This window comes from Zwartia panacis (assembly GCF_030410395.1).
Taxonomy (GTDB): Bacteria; Pseudomonadota; Gammaproteobacteria; order Burkholderiales; family Burkholderiaceae_B; genus Zwartia; species Zwartia panacis.
The window spans coordinates 305,219-329,733 of the sequence record NZ_JAUHHF010000001.1 but is presented as its reverse complement, the minus strand read 5'-3'; the positions used below and the strand labels follow the sequence as shown (position 1 = coordinate 329,733).

Here is a 24,515-nt window from a genome sequence, read left to right as displayed (position 1 = left end):
AACATCGACAGGGAGACCGTGATATGAAAAGCTTCCAACGCATCTCGATCGCTTTACTGCTGAGCAGTATTGTAGCGATCCAGCCCGTAATGGCCGACCCTCCCCCCGGCAAAGGTAACCCTAACAAGGGAAGCCAGGGAAACAACGGCAATAATGGAAATAAAGGCAATAGTGACCAGGGGCAGAGTCAGGGTAATGCTCAGGACAACTCCTCTGACCTTGCCACGGGTCTGGTCATAGCGGGCATCACTGCGATAGCCGCTCAAAACCTCGCTACAAATTACGGCATGGTTGGCTATGCACCACTGCCTCCCGGAATCGCTAAAAATCTGGTTCGAGGTAAACCACTTCCACCTGGTATCGCCAAAAAATACCCCCCGAATGCCATGCTCGGTCAACTCCCATACCACCCAGGTTATGAGTGGCGAGTCGCAGGGTCTGATTTAATCTTAGTCGCAATTGGAACGGCGATTGTGGCAGATATTTTAAGGAATGTTTTTCGATAAATTTCGAAGTGGCATCATGACGAGATCACCCTGCTCGTCCGTGAGACATGCCAAACGAACACCATACAACTGCTCTAGCGACTGTTTTGCATCCACACCACTTTCGACGCATTCAAGTTCTGATCCAGGGTGAACGAGCGTCAGGCGACTAAAGTATCTGAGAGCATGATTGACATCATGCATCACTGCAATCACTGCATGTCGGCGAATCCTTGCAAACCTCATGAGTGTCTCGAGTAAAAGATCCTGCAAGCCGGGATCCACTGCAGCAATCGGTTCATCCATCAAAATATACCCGTCTTCGACATCCCAGAGCTGGGCAAATATGCGTGCCAAATGCACGCGAGCCAACTCGCCTCCAGACAGAGTGTCCACTGTCCGAGCCATCAGATGTGTCACACCCAGCATCTCACCTGCTCGCGCAACAATCTGATCACAACTTGCGCTCCTCACTCTGGAGACACGTCCAAGACCAATCACGACATGCACTGAAAGTGCAAAAGCCATCTCGTGGAATTGAGTCAACACTGCGCGATGTTGACTCAGTTGATGAGGATCCCAGGCGCTTAAGGGACGATCATTGAATCTGATCTGACCTGAAGTGGGCGAGGTCGAACCCGAAAGAAGCTTGAGAAGTGTTGATTTTCCAGCGCCGTTAGGTCCCAGGATCGCCATGCTCTCGCCACTGCGAATTCGAAGCGTGAAGGGTCCAAAAGAATGCTGGCCATATTTTTTATGTACATTTTCCATCACTAGCATTGCAATCACCCAACTTGATGACGCTTAGTGCGCAATAGAAGCATTAGAAACGGACCACCCAACAGTGCAGTAAAAATTCCGACAGGTATCTCGGCGGGTATCGCTACCGTTCGAGCCATCGTATCTGCAGCTAGCATAAGTAACGATCCGAATAGTAGCGAAAAGGGTAAAAGCGCACGCTGATCGGATCCGACAAGCGAACGCGCCAGATGAGGCGCGATTAAACCTACGAAACCAATCACCCCACAAAATGCAACAGCCAGCCCCGCCAATAATGCGACCAAAACTGATACAGTCCAGCGCAAGCGCGTCACTACCACGCCCAGATGAGAGGCGGTGACATCACCTAGGCTCAGCGCGTTGAGACGGTATGCCAATGAGCGGGCCCAAAGAAAAGCGCCAGTAAGTAAAAACCCTGCTACTAAAACCATTGTCCAACTCGCGCCAGCCAATGACCCAAGTGTCCAGAAAGACAGGCTACGCAATTGTTCATCTGTCGCAAGATAGGTACACAAACCAATAATGGCCACTCCGAGAGCATTCAATGCAATCCCTAGCAATAGAAGCCCCGCGATAGAACCTGGCGTCAACCATCTAGAACTGACATTTAAAAACATGCAGGTCAAAAAAGCGCCTGAAAAAGAAACAATGGGTAATAGCCAAAATCTAACGTTCGCAGATACAGAAGTAGTGAGTTCAGAGAACACAACGATTGTGATGGCAGCCGCACAAGCAGCTCCCGTTGTCACCCCCAGCAAACTTGGATCTGACAAGGGATTGCGAAACAAACCTTGTACAAGTGCCCCTGACAGTCCCAGGCAAGCCCCTATCAGCACGGCTAACAACACACGTGGCATTCGCAGATACCAGAGTACATACGAATCTCCATCTATTAGAACGTGGGCAAGATCCCCACCAACAAAAGAAAACGCAATCGTCCTTAAGTTGAGCCAATCGTTCCAATCGACGCTGACGGCACCGGTTTGTAATGCAAACAACAGACTCACCAACACTACCGCAAACGAGATCGTTAAGTGAACGATCTTTGGGTGGACTACCCTTGAGTTGGTTGTTCTCATGATCCAATCAATTTTGAGTGCAGCATCTGCACTGCAGCAGGTAGACGCGGACCAAAGCCAAGCAATAAACTTGCATCCATTGAAGCGATACGTCGATTTCGACCTGCAGGTGTTTGACTGACGCCAGGAAGTTTAAAAACATTCGCAAGACCACCCAAGGCACGCACACTTTGCTCCGTGAGCATTAACACCTCTGGTTGGGCGGCTACCAGTGACTCTGGGGTAAGAGGCTTGTACCCAGAAAATCCTGATACGGCATTGATCGCACCTGTATACGTCATCATGGCATGCGCTCCCGTATGCGTCCCTGCTGCCAGCAAGCGATTGGTACTATGAGCAAAGAGAAATATCGCTCTCGGAGGAGGCAACTCAGTCATGGCGAACGATGCGAGAACTCGCTCCCATTCAAGCTGTAGATGCTGACTCACCAGGCTAGACTGCGACTCCCGACTGAGCAACTTTCCAATACGCGTAATACGTTCGATAAGACCTTCAAATCGGTATCCAGAGTCCATTTGCTCGATAGACACACCGGCAGAAGCGATCTGGCGCAAAACAGACGTTGGTCCTGCCTCTTCGGTTGCAAACACATGCGTTGGATTGAGCGCCAACACACCCTCTGCTGAAAGGCTGCGTGCATAACCAATCTGCGGCAAGGATAGCGCCTCCACAGGATAGGTAGACGTTGCGTCCACGCCAACAAGACAATGTTCTGCTTTCAGCGCATAAATAATCTCGGTTAACGCCCCTCCAGCGCAGACGATACGGAGGACTCTATCGTTCGAATGTCCGGCATGCAATTGTGGGCTAAGCGCCAACGCACCAATCGTACCCAGACGGCTGAGAGCCCTTCTCCTCATCAAAAATGCCAATGTTTCTGGAAATCGGGAAGGTGTCATGCGGCGCATAATCTGCTCGAAGTCGACAGCCCATCCAGCAACGCACGCCACTGAATATTTTCTGGAAAGCCAGGTTTACGCTGACCAAAGAGCATTGCGATGACTTCTCCCGAATGATCAAACAGTTCCATGGAAGTGACTACACCATCGACTGTCGGCTTGCGAACAACCCAAACACTGGCGATTTGATCTTGGCGAAGATGCAGATTGAAATCATCGTCCAGGATGTTTAACCATCCATTGGACACAGAAATATTACGAATCGCTCCGGTATGAATCTGAATCACACCTGGATTGGAGACAAATACCATGACAGGTATTTTTTTATCTGAACAAACGCTTAACACCCGTCGGCACTCACCTGGCCTGACAGAAAACGCATAGTCTGCGCCAATCAGACGAAACGCCTGTAATCTCGATACGACATGTTTTTTCAATAACAAAAAGAAATCATGTGTGTCACGCATACCGATCCAATCTTTTTGTAAAGCCGGAACATCGATCTCCTGGTCGCTACACTCTGGCTTGCTGGGTGATTGGGAACAAATAGACACACCGGGTGACTGTTCAGGGTCAATGAATCGATCTATTAAAGATTCAAAAGCGTCGCTTTGGCTCTCAGGAAGTAAAAATATCTTGTGAATCGCAACGCCAGCTTGATCAAAGTACTGAAGACTTTTCTGTACACCGCGCGCAGTTTTTTCAATGACAGCAAAGCCAACATGCCATTTTTTATAGAAAATACGCAGATCAATGGCAGTCCCAAGTACCAGCCCTATATCCCCTGTTTGACTCACCGGAGTGTAGACACCCATTTTTTCATGCACGCATGATGCGTTTCTGGTCAGAGCCATGACTGCACCTAAGGTCTCCATGCTCGAGATGTGCTCCGCCCATTGTTCACTCAAACGAATTGCATGGAGTGTGACGCTCTCCTCGTGAGCACACTGACCGCAATGTGCGGCCAGTAATTCAGCCTCTGAAATCATCAATATTTTTGCAATATCGCGATGTCTGCGTGGTCCGTCCCGGCGCATTGCTGCAAAAGCTGCGCGTATCGTCTCATGGGTTTGAGTCATGATGTACTCCTGCTATAGATCGTGAATGGAAATGAGTCTCTGAGATCAAAAGTCGAACCGCAGAGACAATTGGATATTGCGACCAGGTGCTGTGTACGCGTCTTTGATCGCACTGTGATTGGATAAACCGCTTACATCGGACCAGCGCCAGTATTTGGTATCAAACACATTGTTTACGTTGGCGTTGAGCGTGAAGTTTGGCGCTGGTTTCCAAAAGAACCCCAGATCCAGCGTGCCATAGGATGGCGTGGCATACTGTTCTGGCGATGACTGTGCGATTTGTGAAGGACTCTTGGCCGCATTCCAGATCCAATCTGCTCGAGCCCCCCACTCTGCCTGGTCATATCGAAGACCCAACAAGATCTTGAAAGGCTGAATAGAGTCGAGAGGTTGTTTACGCCCTCGAATTGTTGAGTCTCCCTTCATATATGCCAAACCTGACTCGAGACTCCAGTTTTTTTCAAATCTCCAGTCAGCTCTGGCAACCAGCCCCTGAATATGCGCATTTGTCAGATTGACGTACTGGTAAACCGTAGGATTCGATGGTCGACCTGCTCCGCCGACAATTTGCTGACTAATGAAATTTTTGTAGTAATTGTCAAAAACGGAGAGTGAATAACTGACTTTTTGGTCAAACCCCCTCACTCCAATTTCAAAACTATCCGCGTACTCAGGCTTTAAGTCAGGATTACCAATACTCGTATAGCCTGAGGCGAGATTCCTGAAACCATTGTTGACCTGATCAGGCGTCGGTGCGCGAAATCCCTGGGCATACTGAGCATAGGGTGCGAACATCGGATGCATGGACCAGACAATGCCTAAACGCGGTGTCAAGGCGTATCCATCCGTTGTTGCGGGTGCGTTGTTGTGCCTACCTTTTGGGGTGTGTGGACCATTGAAATTCGTAGAGGGTGCAATACGGTAATAGTCAAAACGTAGCCCGGGTGTGATGCTGAAATCTCCCAACTCGACTTCACTTTGCACAAACGCACCACTCAGCGTGTAGGTCGTGTCGGGAAAGGGTTTATCAGGGAATACGCCGCCATAGGGAGGGACTGTGCCGTCCCGTACACCTTGGATATTGGCCTGACTCCAGTCCAAGCCGTAAGTAAGTCGCTGATCGAGAAATTTCGTGATGTTGCTTTCAAACTGTGTTGCGGCACCTAATACTGTTGTTTGATATGTATTGTCACGTGTCCGTTCGCGTGCACGGTAGCGCTCCTCTGTCGCAAACTGATTGATTTGTGCATCCTGCCAATAAACACGGGTTTCTGCCTTTTGGATAAAAGCCGCACTCATATCGCTGTAACGATGTTCAAGTGATACGCGGTCGCGATTGATTCGATCCAATGTAGAAAAACTCAAGGTGCCCAGAGGTCTGAGCGGTTGAGCCGCTCTGGCAGAAAAAACATCAGTGGCTTGTGTGCGTCGCTGGGACTCGAGTGTGAGCCCTAACTGCTGATGGGTATCGATGGAAAGTATCGCTTTTGCCAATAAATACCGGCTGTTGTAATCAACGGGATTCGGAGCAGTCCGATCAATGTTGAGTGCGTTGTTCGTCCCTTGATTGATGATTTCGTGGCCAAGGCGGAAACTACCGAGAATCATGCCTTGCCAAGGACCTCGTTCCCCTGCGAACCCAAGCGAACTGGACCAGGAACGATCGATACTGGCGTAACCTGTTCTCGCAAATCCACCCATGCTACCCCTATTGCTGACATCGCCTTGGCTTTTATCTTTTTTGTATAAATCAGCGGGATCGAGTGTGCGAAAACTGACAGCACCTGCAATACCATCGCTGCCATACTGTGTCGATGCGGGTCCTCGCAGCACCTCGATAGACTTGATTCCATCGATGTCCAGGTAATCTCCGCGACCTGTATTAAACGAACCAAAAGAAAAACCATTGGGTACTCGAATCCCGTCGATCAGCATCAACACTTGATTTCCACCGAGACCGCGAATATTGATCCCCTGGTTACCCGATCTACCAGTCGAGGTCCCTGCATGACTGAAACGGGTCGGACCCGAAGGTACGGTGACATCGAGCTCATTGCGAAAGATGTCTTTTAAGTCACGAGCGCCCTCTTTTTCTATGGTTTCAGCGCTAATAACGGTGACAGAAGCTGGCACTTCCTCTATGCGACGTTCTCCGCGCGAAGCACTCACCGTCATTTCTTTAAGTTGAGTGATGGAGTGACCGGGGACTTGAGCGATTGCAGGACTTGCGTATAAACCAGCGGTAATACTGCAAGTCAGGCCTGTAATAAAACCTGAGGTGAGACTTCGCTTAGATAAGAGATGACGTGCCTGTAATGGTCCAGCATGATGATTGCGCAGCATAGGGGTGTCCTAAATGAATTTAGGCACTGGCTGGCGATGGCTGGCTTGTGCAACAGAGAAAACTATTTGGTCAGAATAAGCTTGCCTAGAGCCGTCTGACGTAACCGATACTGAGCACCCTGATGCGTGATTTCCAACTCAAGGGCGCCCGCGAACAGCTTTTGACTCGTGATCCGCAAAACAGTCCCGCTAGGAACTTTATCCGGGCCTGAGTGGCCTGTTAAGGGATGATGCGGTGATTCAGTAGCGTGATAAAGATGAGCGATACGTTTATCCATGAGAGGATTCTAAACGATAATGATTCTCATCTAATGAAATTAATTGCAACAAAATGCTAACGAAGATTCTCCGCGATCAAGGTTGGGCAGAAGCAGAAATGCCGACCAAAATCGTATTCACATTGTGTTCGAACATCTTCAAATATGTATCTGCGCCCTGACCGGGTTCGGATAAGGCGTCTGCAAACAACGTGCCACCAATCTTGGCACCCGTATCTTTGGCGACGCGCTCAAGCACACGTGGATCAGAGATATTTTCTGCAAAAATCGCGGTGACTTTATTTTTTTTGATTTCATTAATGATGCGTGCGACATCCGCTGCTGAGGGTTCACTGCCAGTGGACAAACCCTGCAATGGATAAAAGCTGATCTTGTACGCACGCCCAAAATATCCAAATGCATCATGAGACGTAATCACGCGACGTCGCTCAATCGGCACGGCAGCCATGCGTTCCTGTGTGCTTTTTTGAAGACTATCGATTTGTTTTAAATACTCCGCGGCGCGGGCCTGAATATCAGCTGCCTGAGAAGGTATCGCAGCAACCAGTGCGACTTTGATGTTCTCGACATATTGGCGAGCATTCAGCAAACTCTGCCAGGCGTGAGGATCCGGGGCGGCATGCGCATGGTTATGACCGTGATCATGATCACTTTTCGCCATAGGAATGGACTTAACACCTTTGGTGGCAGTCACCACAGGTCCTTGATATCCAGAGGACTTGACGAGACGGTTCATCCATCCTTCAAATCCAAAACCATTGACAACCACAAGCTTTGCCGCAGCGAGGCGTCTGGCGTCTGCAGGGGTTGGGTCAAACACATGGGCGTCGGAGTTCGGACCCACCAGACTGGTGACCGCCACGTGCGGTCCGCCTACTTGTTTGACCATGTCTGCAAGAATAGAGAAACTCGTCACAACGGGCAGAGGCTCATTCGCGAATACGGGTGCAGCGCCTGAAACTAAAAGCATTAAGACAATAATTCGGGCTCTGATCAAGAATCTTTGGAACATCACGATTCCTTATGTTGAGGAGTAGGAAATAGAATTAATCTAAAGCTGTCACGCGTGCCAAGACATAGCGAGGCGAGGTAAAAAACACCTGCGACCAGCACAATGGATGGGCCAGAGGGAAAGTTGGCGTGATAGGAAACAAGCAAACCAAACACACCACTGAAGGCGCCAAAAGCTGCGGCGAGCAATGACCGAGCCACAACGCCATAACACCAGAATCGCGCAGCCGTTGCGGGCAACATCAGCAAGCCCACTGCCATCAGTGTCCCGAGCGCTTGAAAGGCCGAGACTAAATTCAGCACCACCATCAACATGAAGAGCTGATGGACGATCGCTCCTCGACCGCCCACTGAACGCAGAAAACCTGGATCGAAACATTCGAGCATGAGCGGACGCCAGATCACACTTAATAGCAACAGTGAGAAAGTCGATGCACCAGCGATCATCAGCAGCGACTCGGCGTCAATCGCCAACACACTCCCAAACAAGAAATGCAACAGGTCAACCTTGCTGCCTGAGGTCGAAATCAACAATACGCCAAGCGCAAGAGCGATCAGGTAAAAAGAAGCGAAACTGGCGTCTTCTTTTTGACTGGTCCACCTGGAAACCAGACTCGCCACGAGCGCCATCAGCGCAGCCGCGACGAAACTTCCAATCGTCATGGCAGGCAATGACAAACCAAAAAATATGAAACCTACCGCCGCGCCCGGCAATACCGCGTGCGCAATCGCATCACCCGCAAGGCTCATACGGCGAAGCACAAGAATCGTACCGATCGGTCCACAGGCCAGTCCAATCGACACACAAGCGATCAATGCCCGCTTCATGAATCCAAACTCGGCAAACGGTGCGATGAACCAGCTGTGAAGTATTGTTATCCACTCGAGCATCATCCGCCTCGGCTCCCATTTTCCGGGGGACGTACGCACCAAGGCGCGCGGTCATCCCAGTATTCGGCTGTTTGACGCGCACGTTTCAAGTTTTCAGGCGTCAACACTTCCGTACTTTCACCCCAAGCAATCACTTCACGTGCGAGTAATAAAGTCTGTGGGAAATACTGACGCACCATTTCCAGATCGTGAAGCACCGCGATCACAGTGCGCGATTGTCGATGCCAGTTCAGCACAACCCCAAGTAAATCCTCGGCCGTGCGGGTATCGAGGGCGTTAAAAGGCTCGTCGAGCAAAATAATCTCTGCATCCTGCATCAGCAATCTGGCGAACAGAACGCGTTGGAGTTGACCAACGGAAAGTTCGCCAATATAACGACGTTCAAATCCGATCAGTCCAACCGCCGCAAGCACTTCAGAAGCTCGGGCGCGAATTTCAGTCGAGACAGGACGAAAACTTCCAAGTTCGCGCCAGGCACCGAGCGCGACAACGTCCAGCACCCGCACGGGGAACTCGCGATCGATCGCAGACTGTTGGGGGAGATATGCCAGCTTTGAAGGCCGTCCCTGCTTGGAATGAATCGCCGAGGTGAAGGCAATCGTGCCTTCTATGCCTGTTTTTTGACCTGACAGAGCTGACAGCAATGTGCTTTTACCGGCGCCATTGGGCCCAACGATTGCAGTCAACGAGCCAGACTCGAATGCGCCGCTTAAATGGTGCACGGCCGGGTGCCCTTGGTAGGCAAGTGTCAAATTACGAATTTCAATCGCATTTGAGTGTGTTGCGAGGGCCTGCGCGTCAGCCATTTGTGTGCAACGCCCAGAGAACAAACAGCCACAATACAGCGATCAACGAAGACACCCAAACGAACCTTTCTGCCAGCCCCATTAAAACAGGACTTTTCAAGTCTGTAACTGATTGAGGGGGACTGGTTGAGACGTGCGAATGCGTATGACCATGCGATTGACCATGTGAATGATCATGACCATGTGCATGTGTATGCGTGGGCGACTGAGCAGACTTTGAGTCGTGTGGCATCCAAAGTACTTTAATAAATTGAAAGGGAAAAAGGGAATAAAGAGATCAGCATGATCACTAGCAATGATAATGATAATACACTATCATTAACGAATATGGAACGCGCCACCCGTCAACGCTCTGCGATCAAAGAAGCCCTGCAAACTGCGGCTCGTCCTTTGCTTGCCCAAGAGGTACTCGACCTTGCTGCGCGTCATGTTCCTAACCTTGGAATCGCGACGGTCTATCGAAACCTCAAAGCCATGGTGGAGGACGGCACATTGCGGCAGGTCGTTTTACCCGGTGAAAACCCACGCTTTGAGATGGGCAGTCATGGACATCACCATCATTTTCAATGCACTCAATGTCAAAGAGTGTTTGATATCCACTCATGCCCGTCTGATTTGGCGATGCTGGCTCCAAAAGGTTTTAGAGTTGAAGACCATGATCTGACGCTTTACGGGCGATGCAAAGACTGCTGATTAGTTGCCTGTCGTCCCCGAGCCAAGCGCGGCACTCAGCAAGAGCAGGCCAAACGCCAATACAGCCAGAGAAGCAAGCGCCTGGAGCAACAGCATGATGATTCGCCCAAGCACTCGCTGAGGCCCCCCAGATGTGTGAATGGCGAGCTGACTGATCCATAAAGAGGAACAAGCCAACGCGGCCACCGTCAAGCCGGTGCCAAGCCCCATTGCGAGTGCGGCGGCGATACCCGCAACAAAAAATCCCTGCGCTAAAGAAAACACCAGCACAAAAACCGCCCCCGAGCACGGGCGAAGACCCACAGCCAAAATCGCTGAAACTGCTTTGGACCAATTCATTGGACCGGCAATCAGGGCGGGATCGGGCACATGCACATGCCCACAGCTTTCATCGTGAACATGCGCGTGCCCGTGTTCGTGTCCATGAGCATGAGAATGAGTATGAGCATGTGCATGTGCATGATCATGCACGTGCTGATGACCATGACCGTGATCATGGTCACAGCTATGGCTCGCATGAGTTGAATGCTCGGATTTTTTAGTCAACGAATAGGCTAAAGGTCTAAGGATATGTTTAAAAACAAGCCAGACACCCAACGCCACCATCATGGCGTAAGACGCAAGCTCAAGCCACCAGGTCGCGCGATTCATCGCGACACCCGAGACCTGAAGGAGACCGGCTGCGATCGCGACCAATCCAATCGCAACGAACGCCTGGAGAAAGGCGGAAAGCATCGCCAGCAACGCACCATTGCGAATCGTTTCTTTGTTGGCCAGAACATAGGCCGTCAATACAGCTTTTCCGTGGCCAGGACCGAGTGCGTGAAAGACACCATAGCCAAACGAAAGTCCGAGCAACAGCCATGCAGCCCAGCCATCTTGTTTCCACGCGCGGACGGCACCCGTCAGTTGGCGATAAAACTGTCCCTGCCAAGCCGCCATCTGACCACTGAACTCGGCGAACCAGCCGGTGGCGGGGACATTCAGGCGTTGCTCTGGAGTCGCAAAAGGATGCGCAGATTGTGCAAGCGCGAGGTCTGAGAGTCCCATGCCTAGAAGCACGAGAAAAATGAACAGACCTGCTTGAAGAAAACGAGTTCGCATGGAGATATGGTTGGTCACGGGCATTTCACAGTGAATTGGTGAGAAAGTTGACGGACTGCTTCACGAAGATTCTCTGGCAACTCTTTTTGGGTTGGAGGAATGGACCAAAGCAAGCGCTCAGTCTTGGGGTCCAGCGGTCTGGGCGGCATGTATCCAAATTTGCATTGCGCAGGTGCACCGATTCCTTTGAATGCGCGTACCCCACCCTTGTAATCAAAAGCTACAAAATAACTGGGGTCCTGAATATCAACCTCGATCCCTTTGGCATCGATCTTGACAGGGGGATCGATCGGCAACTCAAAAGAAAGCACGAGTTGACTGGCTTTGGGATCCCACGTCGAACGCGCATCGCGAGGCGCACCAAAAGTGAGTGGTTTTCCAGCGAGCGTGATTTTTGTAAAGAAGTGAGATTCGGGGTCTGCCAGCGCAGCCATCCACTCGCTTGTGATCTTTTCGAGCTCTGCGCTGGGCACTTGACCTGCCTTGTCTCGAGGCATGCCTTGCAACGCGTACGTAGAGAAAAGTTCGTCGAAAAGCCAAGATTGACGCACCCCGGAGGCGTAGCCCTGACTATTGAAGACAAGCTCTATCCCGCCCTCAATCCAGATATGTGGATGCGCCTGTGCGGCAGGAACCATGAAAGATTGCGCTAAAACAAAAATCAATCCGGCGAATATTTTTTTCAGCTTCATCATTTTCAATATATTTACCTATTCATCATCAGGACACCGGTTAAACACTTGGAATATCAGTCACTCTTGCGTGCAGCGGCCAGCAAACCAAAGAGCTCCGAGGTGTCCGTTGTGGTGTCGAGTTGCTCGGTGAGTGCAATCACACGATCAATATCTTTGCCGGATAAACAAGACGCGACCACATTACGAAACTTGTATACCACTTCGTCATGCGACAGAGGGTTTTCCGGACTCCCCCTACGATTCAAGATCTCATGCTTGTATTGTCGACCATCCCGTGCGGTGATGGTCACGCGCGCCGCATGCCGATAAGCCGGTCCCATCGCCTCGATTTCAGGATCAATCCGCGCATGGATTCTTTTAATGAAATCCATGATTTTGGGGTCTGCCAGCCGATCTTCTGCGTATTGCGCGACAAAGGCCATTCCGTCAAAACCGATGACAGCGATTCCATAATAAAGATTCATCTGCGCGGCTGTGACGCCCTGCGCCTTGTACTCCCAGGCGCAGTGCGTGTAGGTCATTGGACTCATGCCAATATCGACCTGACTCACATCATCGGGCGTCAGTTGATTCACGCGCAACAAATGAGCAAAGGCATCAAGCGCGGAGTGAATACTTGTGACGCAGGCATGGGGTTTGTAGCCCACTTTAGCCGTTTCCCAGACACGTCCAAGGTCCTCGGTCAATCTGACGGCGTTCGGCGTATTTGAATAAGAACTCAGGTAGCCGCCATAGCCCGCCTCCAGCACATCGGTGATCCCCGTAAAGTCACGCTTGGCCAAATAGGCTGAATAGACCCCGCTTTGGGCGGCACGTCCGGAGTGGAATCGCTTGACCATGGCTCCCTCCTGAGCGGCCATCAAACCACCGGCTTGAGATCCTACGATACCCAGTGCATGTTGCATGCGCAAAGCGTCGAGTTCCAGCATCTTGCCGGCGCTCGCTGCGGCGACAAACACACCCGAGGCACCTTGAGGATGAAAGCCCCTGAAAAACAGTCCCATCGTGGCGGCATTTCCGACACGCGTCCCGATTTCATAGCCCGTTGTCATAGCGGTTAATAATTTCTGGCCACTTTTGCAGCCCATCTGTTCGGCCAGCGCGACGACAACGGGGGTTGCGATAGAACCGGCATGGACGATGGACTCTTTATGGATGTCATCCAGCTCAAATGCGTGGCCGGCAGTGGCGTTGACCAGCACAGCGCCCGCAACCGAGGTTTTAACGCCCGCGCCAAAAATGGAGGCGACCGGACGGGCACCCTCCTCTTCGATCATGGCCTGGACACGCTGCGTCCAGGGAAGTGTCGCACCAAACAGGCAGCATCCGACGCTATCCAGAAAGCTTGTCTTCATCCGATGAATCACCTCGGCGGGAATGTCACCATATTCAATAGAAGAGGCGAACTCTGCCAGAGCTTGGGTCGCGCCGGGCAAAAGGGAGGCGGGATGATTTTCCATGGTTTTGAATCAAATGCAGCTTAATGTTGAATTCCCGATGCTAACGACTGATGTTTCCACGGTCAATTCGCTAGAATAAAATGCTATTGCTGAATTTGATTCATGAGTACACTGTCGTCCATGCGAAATTTGAATGCTCTCCTCGTTTTTGTCAAAGTTGCAGAAACACGTAGCTTTACTCTGGCGGCCCAGAGACTTGGCCTGACTTCCTCCGCAATCAGTAAATCCATTGCCCGTCTGGAACAAGAACTTGGGGTCAAGTTGCTGACTCGCTCGACCCGGCTTGTGAACTTAACAGGAGAGGGAGCAAGTTTTTTTGAGCGCTGCAGACAAATCCTCACAGAGATCGAAGACGCTGAAAGCGCAGTCACCGCCACGACCGCCACCCCTAAAGGGCGCTTGCGCCTGCAAATGCCTGTCGGGTTTGGACGGCGCGTCATCGTCCCAAAAATGTGGGAGTTCACCCAGCGCTACCCAGAACTGAGCATCGATATCGAACTCAGTGATCGTCAGGTTGATCTGACCTATGAGGCTGTCGATGCGGTCATTCAGATCGGCCCGATCACAGACGAGCGGGTCGTGGCACACAGGCTGTGCAATCTGAGCTTCGCTGCCTACGCCTCTCCAGAATATCTGGCTCGGCATGGTACGCCGCTCTCGCCAGATGACTTGGATCACCACCACTGCCTCGCTTATTTGCTTCCAATGTCCGGAGATCACAGGGAGTGGCGTTTCAGCAAAAATGGTCAGGATTTCACAAAAGTGGTGTCGGGCGCATTGAACATCAACAATGCAGAATCACTGCTCGAGGCGGCAATCGCCGGCGCCGGGATTGTGATGGTGAGCGACTTTATCGCGGGAAACGCCCTGCGTTCCGGCAAGATTCAGCGCATTCTGTCAGAGTATGTGGTCGCCGGTCCGGAGGTCTCTGTCGTGCACCTCCCGCGCAGCACTCTGGCGGCCAAGGTCAGAGTGCTCGTGGACTACTTGAAATCGATCATTGAGGATATTGATCCTCAGGCACTGAGTAAAACGGAGCATTAACAGATAACGGAGCATTAAAAGATATAAGATTCTGAGTGAAGTTTTTACGATAAAAAACACGCAACGACTTTAGCGTTCATCACAAACGAGACAACTCATCCATGACACTCTCTCAGTCCCAGTCCTCCGCTTCGACCGCCCCTTCTCTGAACGTTCTTTCGACCATGGCGTTACGCAACGCCTTGAAAGAACTGATTCCGGTGTTTACCCAGGCGACTGGTATCAATATTTCCATCAAATATGGTGCCACTGCACAGCTCCTTGAAAAAATACGCGCAGGCAGACGCGCTGACATGCTGTTGGCAGTGGGGGGCTCAATCGACGACCTCATCGGTGAAAATATTTTGAAACCGGGCACCAGAGTGGATCTTGTCAGTTCGGATGTCGCGATGGCAGTAGCACTCTCCTCCCCCGTGCCCGACATTTCTACACAAGAGGCTTTTGTCTCCACATTACGCGCCGCGCGTTCGATCGCCTTTTCCAAACAAGGTGCGAGCGGTATGTATTTCGCCAGCCTCATCAAGCGCCTGGGACTCGATGAAGAAGTCCGCGCCAAAGCAATCGTGCTTGCCGAAGGCTTGACAGGTGAACTGGTGGCAAAAGGCGAAGTCGAGATTGCCGTGCAGCAAATGAGCGAGCTGATGCAAGTTCCCGGCATTAACATTTTTGCCAAACTTCCGCCTGCCGTGCAGCAATCCACCATCTTTTCGGCGGGTATTTTTAATGAAAGCCCGCAACTCAATGCCATGCAGACTTTCGTTGCGTTCTTGCAGACCCCTGACGCCAAGCGCGCCTTTGCACAACAAGGACTAGATCCAGTATGAACGCAGACTTGCATTTCCTGACGATCGCCGAGGCAGGACGGCAGATCAAAGCCAAAAAACTCTCGCCTGTGGAGTACGTCGACCATCTCAGTACCAGGATTGAATCACTGGATGACCAGATTAGCGCTTTCATCACACCCACTTTCGGTCTCGCCCGCCAACAGGCTAAAGCCGCTGAAAGCGAGATCATGGCCGGTCGCTACCTCGGTCCGATGCATGGCATCCCCTTTGGCGCAAAGGACATCTATGAGACAGCGGGGATCCTGACCACAGGCGGCTCGCGGATTGCTCAACAACACGTTCCTGCTCAAGATTGTCAGGTCGTCTCAAAGCTTTACGAAGCCGGTGCGGTTCTGCTGGGCAAGTTAAATACCCATGAGTTTGCGCATGGCGGTCCTTCTTTGGACCTCCCCTGGCCACCTGTGCGAAACCCCTGGGATCTCACGCGTTTCTCAGGTGGGTCTTCCAGTGGTTCGGGTGCTGCGGTCGCTGCCGGCTTTGTGGGTGCGGCCTTGGGTACGGATACTGGAGGCTCGATCAGGGGGCCAGCCTCTCTGTGCGGCATCGCAGGCTTTATGCCGAGCTCAGGCCTGGTCAGTCGTGTCGGCGTCATGCCCAACTCTTTTACCCTCGATCACTGCGGACCTATGGCTTGGACCGTTGAGGACTGTGCATTGATGTTACAGGCAATGGCTGGGCACGACCCCGCCGACGGCAATAGCTTTGAGCAGCCTATTCCTAACTATGCGGCCAGTATTGGACAAGACCTGAAAGGCTTGCGTGTAGGTGTGTTGCGCTATGTATGGGAAGAAGATCTTGTCGCCAGCGAAGAACACCGTCAGGCGCTCGATAATGCGGTCACAATTTTCAAAAATCTGGGTGCATCGGTACAGGATTGCCGTTTGCGCCCCATGCAAGACTATATGGATGTCAAAGTGGTCATTGCTGAAACGGAAATTTTTGCCGTTCAGCAACAGGGACTCACCGAACGTCCCCATGATTATGGACGCGATTTCCTGACGCGTATCTTGCCGGCCGTGATGTTCCAGTCGCTTGATTTCCTCGCAGCCACACGCGAGCACAAACGCATGCTCGAGGAAATGAAGCCAATCTATGAAAAATTTGATTTGCTTTTAATGCCAGGCTTTGGACCTGCTCAGCCCATCACTTCGCATCGGCCCATCACTTTTTGGCGCAAAGCCAATACACAGGTGCTGGCCAACATTACTGGCGGACCAGCCGTCTCGGTCAATTGTGGGTTTAACGCTTCGGGTCTGCCCATGGGCTTGCAAATCGTCGGGGCACCTCAAACCGATGCGCTCGTATTAAAAGCCGGTCATGCGTTTGAACAAGCGATTGGTTTGCGGCACAAGCGCCCCACTCTCAAACCTGGTCAACCTGCACCGCCGCTTGTCGCCCCAGATCTCACGCCCGACACTTCCCACTGCGACGCGCGCACACGCGACTTTGCGGCACGCATGGCCGCAAACGCCGGGCTCAAACTGGACGATGCACTGATGGAAGTCCTCTGCGAAGCCGCACCCCATGCACTCGAAATGACCAGTCGCCTGCGCAAAAACAGAAACTGGTTCGATGAACCCGCCAACGTTTTTCGCTCCGGCCAATAAGTTTTCGACAGGAATCAATCATGCACGCACTCAAGGCTAGACTCGCACGCCCTGAAATTTTGCTGGCACCCGGTGTGTATGACGCACTCTCCGCTGCGCTAGCCGAACAAGCTGGCTTCGAAGCGCTGTACCTATCGGGAGCATCGATTGCCTACACCGCGCTCGGACGCTCAGATGTGGGTTTAACGACTTTTACAGAAGTCAGTGAAAAGGTCGCACAACTCAGGGACCGGGTTCAAGTCCCGTTAATTGTGGATGCCGATACTGGATTTGGAAACGCGCTGAATACTGAGCGCACTGTGCGCGGCTTTGAGCGTTGTGGTGCCAACATCATCCAGCTTGAGGATCAATCTTTTCCCAAGCGCTGCGGCCATCTTGATGGGAAAAGTCTGGTCTCCACTCAGGAAATGGTCGGAAAAATCAAAGCCGCGACCGATGCAAGGCACTCTACCGATACCCTTATCATGGCCCGTACCGATGCTGTGGCGGTCGAAGGTTTCGATGCCGCGATTGAGCGCGCAGAGCGCTATCTTGAAGCAGGCGCTGACATTCTTTTTATCGAAGCGGTGCGTAGCGACGAGCAGATGCAAATCGTCAACAAACGTTTCGCGGGCCGCGTCCCCTTGCTCGCCAATATGGTTGAGGGCGGCAAGACACCCGTGAAGTCCGCCGAAGAACTTCAGGCCATCGGATATTCGATTGCGATTTTTCCGGGCGGAACAGTCCGGGCAGTCGCGCACCTGCTGCAAAACTATTACGCCAGCCTCAAGGCGACCGGCAGCACACGCGCTTTTCAAAGCGCAATGCTTGATTTTGACGGTTTAAATGCTGTCATTGGCACTCCAGAGCTGCTCGCGCGGGGTAAACGCTACGAAACCGGCGACAAGCCTTGACGCCTCTTCCACACTCTTACTCAGATCAAACTAAGGACTCATCCATGAAGACATATCGTATCGCCGCGATTCCAGGTGATGGCATCGGCAAAGAAGTGATCCCCGAGGGCCAAAAAGTGCTCCAAGCCATCGCGGCTAAAGATCAGTCGCTGAAATTTGAGTTCGAGAGTTTCGACTGGGGTGGTGACTATTATCGACAGCACGGCGTGATGATGCCGGAAGACGGGCTGGATGCTTTGCGCAATAAAGACGCGATTTTGTTTGGTTCGGCGGGCGATCCGCATATCCCGGACCACATCACGCTTTGGGGATTGCGCCTGAAAATCTGTCAGGGTTTCGACCAGTACGCCAACGTGCGTCCGACACGGATTTTGCCCGGCATCGATGCTCCGCTCAAGCGCTGCACACCTGAACAGCTCGACTGGGTCATTGTGCGTGAAAACTCGGAGGGCGAGTACTCCGGCGTGGGTGGTCGCGCGCATCAAAGTCACCCGATCGAAGTCGCGACCGATGTCAGCATGATGACCCGTGCGGGCGTCGAGCGCATCATGCGCTATGCCTTCAAGCTCGCGCAGTCACGTCCACGCAAGCTCTTAACCGTCGTCACAAAGTCCAATGCGCAACGTCACGCCATGGTCATGTGGGATGAAATCGCCGTTCAGATCAGCAAAGAGTTTCCTGATGTGAAGTGGGACAAGGAATTGGTTGATGCGGCCACCGCGCGCATGGTCAACCGCCCCGCCACGCTAGACACGATTGTGGCCACGAATCTGCATGCCGACATCCTGAGCGACCTGGCTGCCGCACTTGCAGGCAGCCTGGGGATTGCACCGACTGGCAACATTGATCCCGAGCGCCGCTACCCCTCCATGTTCGAGCCGATCCACGGTTCGGCCTTCGACATTATGGGCAAGGGCCTGGCCAATCCAATCGGCACCTTCTGGTCCGTTGTGATGATGCTCGAACACCTGGGCGAAGAGGCTGCGGCCAAGCGCCTGATGAAGGCCATCGAAGCCGTAACAGCCAATCCTCGTCTGCACACGCGCGACCTCGGTGGTCTGGCCACGACCGCCCAAGTCACAGCCGCGATTTGCGAGCAGCTGAACTAACACCTCAGAGTTTGTCGGTTCCAAGGAAAATATCATGCATGCGCGTTACGAGTTACTCATCAAAGGCAACAGCCTGAGTTTTCGAGGTGGTTTTTTTGGTCTGTGCAATGTCGCACTGGTGACGGCAGAGGACGGTACGCGCATTCTCTTTGACACGGGACATTACTGTGTCAGAAAAGGTCTCATCAACGGTTTGAAAGAACGCGGTCTTGCACCCACGGACATTGATCTGGTGTTTCTCTCGCACCTGCATTTCGATCATTGTCAGAATCTGGACTTATTTAAGGGCGTACCCGTCGCGGTCGGTGAAACCGAGCTCGGCTATGCGCGCAACCCGCATCCGGATGATCTGTTTATCCCCTGGAAAATCCATGAATTACTGGCCGATTTTGATTTGCGCACGCTGCCCAAGCGGGGTGTGATCGCACCTGGCATTGAACACTTCGAGGTTCCGGGTCACACGACAGGCTGCCAGGCGCTGCGATTTACCCAAGAGGACGGTCGCCGAGTCGTTCTAGCCGGTGATGCCGTCAAGTATCCCAAAGAGGTACTCGCTCAAGTCGGCGACATGTGTTTTGGTTCGACCGAGGACTCGCGCCGCTCGATCGCCGAGATCTGCGAGGGAACAGATATCGTGGTGCCCGGACATTTTCCCGAGATTTTCCGACGCAATGGCAACTGGATCTGGGACGAACCACCATCGATTGAATTGATTTTGCGCTAGATTCGCGGATTCCAGCTTCGTTCTCGGCTATGGGGTGGATGAATTCGTGACATAATTTTGGGAGGACAAACCACTCAAAAAGTAAATCAAAAATGTCTGAGTCTACGCAGCAAGAAAGTCTCCGAACCGGTCCTTTTGCCGGTCTCGTGGTTATCGAATTGGGCAACAGTGTTGCCGCGCCGTTTGCGGGTCAAATACTGGGTGAACTCGGTGCCCGGGTGATCAAAATTGAAAAATCCGACGGTGACGATGCTCGTCGCTGGGGTCCCCCATTCTGGGAGGGCGCCTCACCTTTTTTTCAGGCCCTGAATCGCAATAAAAAATCCGTGGTCTGCGATCTGCGTGATCCACAACAAATCGAAGAGCTCAAGCAATACATTTGCGAGCATGCCGATATCGTCATTCAAAACCTTCGCCCGGGTCATGTTGAAAAGCTGGGCCTGGATGCCACGAGTCTATTGGCCAGACAACCTCGTCTGATCTACTGCAATCTGGGTGCGTTTGGGAAAGTGGGACCGCTCAAGGACCGACCAGGTTACGACCCCCTGATGCAAGCGTTTGGCGGCATCATGAGTACGACGGGCGAGCCTGGACGTCCTGCCGTACGCGTCGGCGCCTCAATCGTTGACATGGGAACAGGCATGTGGGGGATCATTGGTATCCTGACTGCCCTGCTCGAACGGCAACAATCCGGCGTCGGCAAAGTCATCGACGTCTCACTTTATGAAACGGCAACCACCTGGGTCTCACTGCTTGCCGCACAATACCTTTCAAACGGTGAGGTCGCCGCCAAACAAGGCTCTGGTGCGTCGGGCATCGTTCCTTACAAAGGCTATATGACGAGTGATGGCGAACTCGTGATCGCCGCGGGCAGCGATGCGCTTTTCAAGGCGCTCTCCACCACAGTCGGCAAACCAGAGTGGGCGACTGATCCCCGTTTTATCGACAATCCGCGTCGCGTTGAAAACCAAACCGAGCTTTACGGGATGCTTGACGCCATTATTGCCACCCAACCTACCGACTATTGGGTCGAGCGACTTGAGGCAGCGGGCGTTCCCTGCGCGCCGGTTAACAATCTCGCGCAAATGGTTGCGCACCCTCAAACCCAGGCACTTGGCTTAATGCAAGACGTTCCTGGTACAGGCATGCGTTTTATCGGTTTGCCCATTAGTTTCGATGGCGTCAGACCCAAACCTTACGCCGCGCCACCCAAACTCGGCGAACACACTGAATTGATCTCCAAAAGGAAGGCAACATGAGTACTTTTCCCACTTACGAAACTATTGCAACTGAAATGGTGAGCACGCATGTGCTCAAAGTCACCCTGAACCGTCCTCAGGTCGGCAACGCGATCAACACGCAAACGGGTCACGACTTGCTGGATCTCTGGAACAGGCTGACGGCCGATGCGGGTGACGTACGCTGTATCGTATTGACGGGCGCGGGTGAAAAGATTTTCTGTGCCGGTGGTGACTTGAAAGAGCGCAACGGCATGACCAAGCGTCAATGGACGTTGCAGCACGAGTTATTCGAACGGATGTACTGGACGCTGGTGGATTTGCCGGTGCCTGTCATCGCGGCGGTCAATGGTCATGCGTATGCGGGAGGCTTGGAATTAGCGCTGTCGTGCGACTTTATCTACGCCAGCAATGCCGCGCGCTTTGCGCTGACCGAAGTCACGCTTGGCATCATGCCGGGCGCGGGTGGCACACAGAACTTGCCTCGCGCGATCGGCGAGCGCCGCGCCAAAGAGATCCTGATGACCGGCAAGCCCTTTACGGCGCTTCAAGCGAGCGAGTATGGCCTAATCAACGCCATACTGGAGCCGGGCGAAGTCTTGGGCAAAGCTATTGAAACGGCCGAGGTGATTGCGGGCAATGCCCCACTTTCAGTGCGCCAAATCAAGAAGTCTGTCCGCTATGGCGGTCAAATGGAATTGCGTACAGCGTTCCGTTTCGAAATCGAGGCTTACAACCACCTCATCGACACCGAAGACCGGATGGAAGGTGTCGCGGCATTCAACGAAAAGCGTAAAGCGAACTTCAAAGGCTGTTAAGCGGAGCATCACATGGCAAACCCAAAACAAAATATCACCATCGAGACAGGTGAGGACTACCCCGAGATCCGCGAAGGTGTCAAACGAGTCTGTGCGGATTTCCCTGGCTCGTACTGGCGAGGCCTTGAGGAAACTCTGGCCTACCCCACTGAATTCGTCCAGGCGTTGACCGCATCGGGTTATCTTGGCGCGTTGATCCCCGAAGAGTACGGTGGCAGCGGCATGCCTTTGCGCGCGGCGGCAGTGATTCTTGAAACGATTCACGCTTCGGGCTGCAATGCCGGTGCGTGCCACGCGCAGATGTACACCATGGGTACGGTCTTGCGTCACGGCAGCGAAGCGCAAAAGAAGAAATACCTGCCCGATATCGCCTCTGGAAAAGTACGTTTGCAGGCCTTTGGCGTCACCGAGCCCACTTCAGGCACGGACACCACCAAACTCAAAACACGTGCGGAGCGTCAAGGCGATCATTATGTTATCAATGGTCAAAAAGTATGGACCTCACGCGCACTGCATTCTGATTTGATGTTGTTGCTCGCGCGTACGACGCCGCTAGACCAGTGCAAGAAAAAAAGCGATGGCTTGTCTGTGTTCCTGCTTGATATCCGTGATGGTCTGGGCAAGGGACTCGATATCCGTCCCCTCAAAGCCATGGTCAATCACCATGCGACTGAAGTGTTTTTCGACAACTTGAAAATTCCTGCCGACAATCTGATCGGCGAGGAAGGTAAAGGCTTTAAGTACATCCTCGACGGGATGAACGCCGAGCGCATTCTGGTTTCGGCCGAAGCGATTGGAGATGCGCGGTGGTTCGCCAAAACCGCTGTCGCTTACGTCAACGAACGTCGCGTTTTTGATCGTCCTATCGGTCAAAACCAGGCGGTGCAGTTCCCGATTGCGCGCGCCCATGCCGAAACAGAAGCGGCTGATCTGGTGTTGCGACGCGCTGCTGCGCTGTTTGATGCGGGCCTGCCCTGCGGTGACGAAGCCAACATGGGTAAATTGCTCGCGTCTGATGCCACCTGGCATGCGGCGGAAGCGTGCCTGCAATGCCATGGCGGCTTTGGTTATGCCAAGGAATACGATGTTGAGCGTAAATGGCGTGAAACACGACTATTCCAGATTGCGCCGATTTCCACCAATCTGGTGCTTTCCTATATCGGCGAACACATGCTGGGCATGCCACGCTCGTTTTAATCATTCAAAAATTCGTGCAGGAGACAAAGATGACAACAGGATTAACGCAGGCGCTCGCCGAGTTCGTCGCGAAGCCGACCTTTGGCGGTCAGGAGCAAGCCGCATACGCCGTCGCCAAAACTGGCTTTATCGATACCATTGCCACGATGATGGCGGGTCATCGCGAGCCAGTCGTCGAGATCGTGCGAAAGTTTTTTGAACAAGCCACAACACCCGCCGAGGCGCCCGTGCCCTTTTTGGGCACAATGCATCCCGCGGCTCAAGCTGCTTTTATCAATGCGGTCGCAGGTCATGCGTTGGACTATGACGATGTCGCGATTTCAGGTCACCCCAGCACCGTTCTGGTTCCAGCTATTCTGGCCGAAGGGCACAGACTGAACAGTTCTGGACTGGACGCGGTACGCGCTTATATCGTCGGTTATGAGGTTTGGGCCGAGCTCGTGAGTCGCGAACCCGAGCAGTACCACTTGAAAGGCTGGCATCCCACTGGGGTATTCGGCGCGGTCGGTGCAGCGGCTGCTGTCGCCTATCTCAACAAACTTTCAGTCGAGGACGCGCGCCAAGCACTCGCCATCTCAGCCAGTCTAGCGAGTGGTCTGGTCGCCAACTTTGGCACGATGACTAAACCTTTTCATGCGGGCCGCGCAGCCTCGCACGGTATTGACGCCGTGCGTTTATCCAAGCTCGGCATGACCTCGGCACCCGATATCTTTGAACACCCGGCGGGTTATTTGTTTGCGCTCTCCCTGTCGGGTCGTGCGGATCTCAAGCGTCCTGCCGACACCCTTGGAAAGACTTTAAGAATTCTGGATAGCGGCTTGTCAATCAAGCGCTACCCAGTGTGCTATTCGAGTCACCGCACCATCGACGGCGTGCTGGAGATTGTTGAACGTGAAAACCTCAAGGCTGACGACATTAGCCGGGTTCACCTGACAATCGGACCCGCTCAGGCTTCGATGTTGCGCAACAAACATCCCGTCACCGGTCTTGAGGCCAAGTTCAGCGCGCAGTTTGCCGTCGCCTCCGCGGTCGTCGCGCGTCAGGTCGGCTTGTCCCAATTGACGGACGAGTTTGCCACCCGTCCGGATGTATCCGAACTCTACGGCAAGGTCTCCATCACGACAGTGGATACCGCATGCCCGCTCGAGCCCGCCTTCGCTTTCACGGATCGCGTCGTCATCGAGACAAAAAGTGGTCAGAAATTCGATTCTGGTGAAATCCGTTTCCCATTGGGCAATGCGAAAAATCCAATCGATGCCGCGGGTCTCAAGGCGAAATTCCTGGACTGCGTCGCGACTGGCAAAGCCGTCAATCCAGGGTTGCACGGTGCGGACGATGGGCTGTATGACCGCATTGCCAACCTTGACAGTCTCCCCAGTGTGCAAAGTCTCTTTGGGAAATAGAGCTCTGCACAGGCCGATGATGTAGAAAACGGAG

At 52.8% G+C, this 24,515-nt stretch carries 24 protein-coding genes; 12 read left to right on the top strand and 12 right to left on the bottom strand.

Annotated elements, in window-relative coordinates; translation table 11 throughout:
• Positions 1 to 23: 23 nt before the first annotated feature.
• On the top strand, positions 24 to 506 hold the full coding sequence (locus QWY30_RS01535) for an anti-virulence regulator CigR family protein (protein ID WP_290237607.1): 483 nt from the start codon (positions 24 to 26) through the stop codon (positions 504 to 506).
• Here QWY30_RS01535 and QWY30_RS01530 read toward each other — a convergent pair.
• The 9 genes from QWY30_RS01530 to QWY30_RS01490 form a co-directional block, all read right to left on the bottom strand.
• Positions 486 to 1,256: an ATP-binding cassette domain-containing protein gene (locus QWY30_RS01530; RefSeq protein ID WP_290237605.1), complete on the bottom strand. Its 771-nt coding sequence runs from the start codon at positions 1,254 to 1,256 to the stop codon at positions 486 to 488. The genes QWY30_RS01535 and QWY30_RS01530 overlap by 21 nt on opposite strands.
• Positions 1,257 to 1,270: 14 nt before the next feature.
• The gene (locus tag QWY30_RS01525) at positions 1,271 to 2,344 is read right to left on the bottom strand and encodes a FecCD family ABC transporter permease (protein WP_290237603.1); all 1,074 of its coding nucleotides are present in this window, start codon (positions 2,342 to 2,344) and stop codon (positions 1,271 to 1,273) included.
• A complete protein-coding gene (locus QWY30_RS01520) occupies positions 2,341 to 3,243 on the bottom strand; it encodes a heme/hemin ABC transporter substrate-binding protein (RefSeq protein WP_290237600.1) in 903 nt (300 codons plus the stop codon). The genes QWY30_RS01525 and QWY30_RS01520 overlap by 4 nt, the downstream gene beginning before the upstream one ends.
• On the bottom strand, positions 3,240 to 4,322 hold the full coding sequence (locus tag QWY30_RS01515; protein ID WP_290237599.1) for a hemin-degrading factor: 1,083 nt from the start codon (positions 4,320 to 4,322) through the stop codon (positions 3,240 to 3,242). The genes QWY30_RS01520 and QWY30_RS01515 overlap by 4 nt, the downstream gene beginning before the upstream one ends.
• Before the next feature lie 45 nt (positions 4,323 to 4,367).
• Positions 4,368 to 6,665: a TonB-dependent hemoglobin/transferrin/lactoferrin family receptor gene (locus QWY30_RS01510; RefSeq protein ID WP_290237597.1), complete on the bottom strand. Its 2,298-nt coding sequence runs from the start codon at positions 6,663 to 6,665 to the stop codon at positions 4,368 to 4,370.
• 62 nt (positions 6,666 to 6,727) lie between these two features.
• Entirely contained in the window at positions 6,728 to 6,943 is a 216-nt protein-coding gene (gene hemP, locus QWY30_RS01505; RefSeq protein ID WP_290237595.1) for a hemin uptake protein HemP, read from the bottom strand.
• A 76-nt stretch (positions 6,944 to 7,019) separates the two neighbouring features.
• Positions 7,020 to 7,955, bottom strand: a complete 936-nt coding sequence (locus tag QWY30_RS01500) for a metal ABC transporter substrate-binding protein (protein ID WP_353958787.1) — start codon at positions 7,953 to 7,955, stop codon at positions 7,020 to 7,022.
• On the bottom strand, positions 7,955 to 8,782 hold the full coding sequence (locus QWY30_RS01495) for a metal ABC transporter permease (RefSeq protein WP_290237593.1): 828 nt from the start codon (positions 8,780 to 8,782) through the stop codon (positions 7,955 to 7,957). The genes QWY30_RS01500 and QWY30_RS01495 overlap by 1 nt, the downstream gene beginning before the upstream one ends.
• 62 nt (positions 8,783 to 8,844) lie before the next feature.
• Entirely contained in the window at positions 8,845 to 9,651 is an 807-nt protein-coding gene (locus QWY30_RS01490; protein ID WP_290237591.1) for a metal ABC transporter ATP-binding protein, read from the bottom strand.
• Positions 9,652 to 9,978: 327 nt separating this feature from the next.
• Here QWY30_RS01490 and QWY30_RS01485 point away from each other — a divergent pair, with 327 nt between their 5' ends.
• Positions 9,979 to 10,344, top strand: a complete 366-nt coding sequence (locus QWY30_RS01485; RefSeq protein ID WP_290237589.1) for a Fur family transcriptional regulator — start codon at positions 9,979 to 9,981, stop codon at positions 10,342 to 10,344.
• On the opposite strand, the gene QWY30_RS01480 is transcribed toward QWY30_RS01485, so the two are convergent.
• The 3 genes from QWY30_RS01480 to QWY30_RS01470 are packed head-to-tail and all read right to left on the bottom strand — an operon-like array spanning position 10,345 to position 13,603.
• The gene (locus QWY30_RS01480; RefSeq protein ID WP_290237587.1) at positions 10,345 to 11,448 is read right to left on the bottom strand and encodes a nickel/cobalt transporter; all 1,104 of its coding nucleotides are present in this window, start codon (positions 11,446 to 11,448) and stop codon (positions 10,345 to 10,347) included.
• A gap of 14 nt (positions 11,449 to 11,462) precedes the next feature.
• Complete coding sequence (locus QWY30_RS01475; RefSeq protein ID WP_290237586.1) at positions 11,463 to 12,143, bottom strand: DUF1007 family protein; 681 nt, start codon at positions 12,141 to 12,143, stop codon at positions 11,463 to 11,465.
• 53 nt (positions 12,144 to 12,196) lie between these two features.
• Positions 12,197 to 13,603 carry an MmgE/PrpD family protein gene (locus tag QWY30_RS01470; protein ID WP_290237584.1) on the bottom strand — a complete coding sequence of 469 codons (1,407 nt, stop codon included), beginning with the start codon at positions 13,601 to 13,603 and terminating at the stop codon, positions 12,197 to 12,199.
• 102 nt (positions 13,604 to 13,705) lie between these two features.
• On the opposite strand from QWY30_RS01470, the gene QWY30_RS01465 reads away from it, so the two are divergent.
• From QWY30_RS01465 to QWY30_RS01420, 10 genes are all read left to right on the top strand, one after another.
• Positions 13,706 to 14,647, top strand: coding sequence for a LysR family transcriptional regulator (locus tag QWY30_RS01465; RefSeq protein ID WP_290237582.1), 942 nt, complete (start codon positions 13,706 to 13,708; stop codon positions 14,645 to 14,647).
• A gap of 101 nt (positions 14,648 to 14,748) precedes the next feature.
• Complete coding sequence (locus QWY30_RS01460; protein ID WP_290237580.1) at positions 14,749 to 15,471, top strand: substrate-binding domain-containing protein; 723 nt, start codon at positions 14,749 to 14,751, stop codon at positions 15,469 to 15,471.
• Positions 15,468 to 17,099, top strand: coding sequence for an amidase (locus QWY30_RS01455; RefSeq protein WP_290237578.1), 1,632 nt, complete (start codon positions 15,468 to 15,470; stop codon positions 17,097 to 17,099). Before QWY30_RS01460 ends, QWY30_RS01455 begins: the two co-directional genes overlap by 4 nt.
• Before the next feature lie 20 nt (positions 17,100 to 17,119).
• Positions 17,120 to 17,992 (top strand): isocitrate lyase/PEP mutase family protein, encoded by an 873-nt coding sequence (locus QWY30_RS01450; RefSeq protein WP_290237576.1) that lies wholly within the window; start codon positions 17,120 to 17,122, stop codon positions 17,990 to 17,992.
• Positions 17,993 to 18,036: 44 nt separating this feature from the next.
• Entirely contained in the window at positions 18,037 to 19,101 is a 1,065-nt protein-coding gene (locus tag QWY30_RS01445) for a tartrate dehydrogenase (RefSeq protein WP_290237574.1), read from the top strand.
• A gap of 34 nt (positions 19,102 to 19,135) precedes the next feature.
• Positions 19,136 to 19,825: an MBL fold metallo-hydrolase gene (locus QWY30_RS01440; protein WP_290237572.1), complete on the top strand. Its 690-nt coding sequence runs from the start codon at positions 19,136 to 19,138 to the stop codon at positions 19,823 to 19,825.
• Positions 19,826 to 19,917: 92 nt separating this feature from the next.
• Positions 19,918 to 21,084 carry a CaiB/BaiF CoA transferase family protein gene (locus tag QWY30_RS01435; RefSeq protein ID WP_290237570.1) on the top strand — a complete coding sequence of 389 codons (1,167 nt, stop codon included), beginning with the start codon at positions 19,918 to 19,920 and terminating at the stop codon, positions 21,082 to 21,084.
• Entirely contained in the window at positions 21,081 to 21,881 is an 801-nt protein-coding gene (locus QWY30_RS01430) for an enoyl-CoA hydratase/isomerase family protein (protein ID WP_290237568.1), read from the top strand. The genes QWY30_RS01435 and QWY30_RS01430 overlap by 4 nt, the downstream gene beginning before the upstream one ends.
• Positions 21,882 to 21,893: 12 nt before the next feature.
• Positions 21,894 to 23,078: an acyl-CoA dehydrogenase family protein gene (locus tag QWY30_RS01425; RefSeq protein WP_290237566.1), complete on the top strand. Its 1,185-nt coding sequence runs from the start codon at positions 21,894 to 21,896 to the stop codon at positions 23,076 to 23,078.
• A gap of 29 nt (positions 23,079 to 23,107) precedes the next feature.
• On the top strand, positions 23,108 to 24,481 hold the full coding sequence (locus tag QWY30_RS01420; RefSeq protein WP_290237565.1) for an MmgE/PrpD family protein: 1,374 nt from the start codon (positions 23,108 to 23,110) through the stop codon (positions 24,479 to 24,481).
• The last annotated feature ends 34 nt before the right edge of the window (positions 24,482 to 24,515 follow it).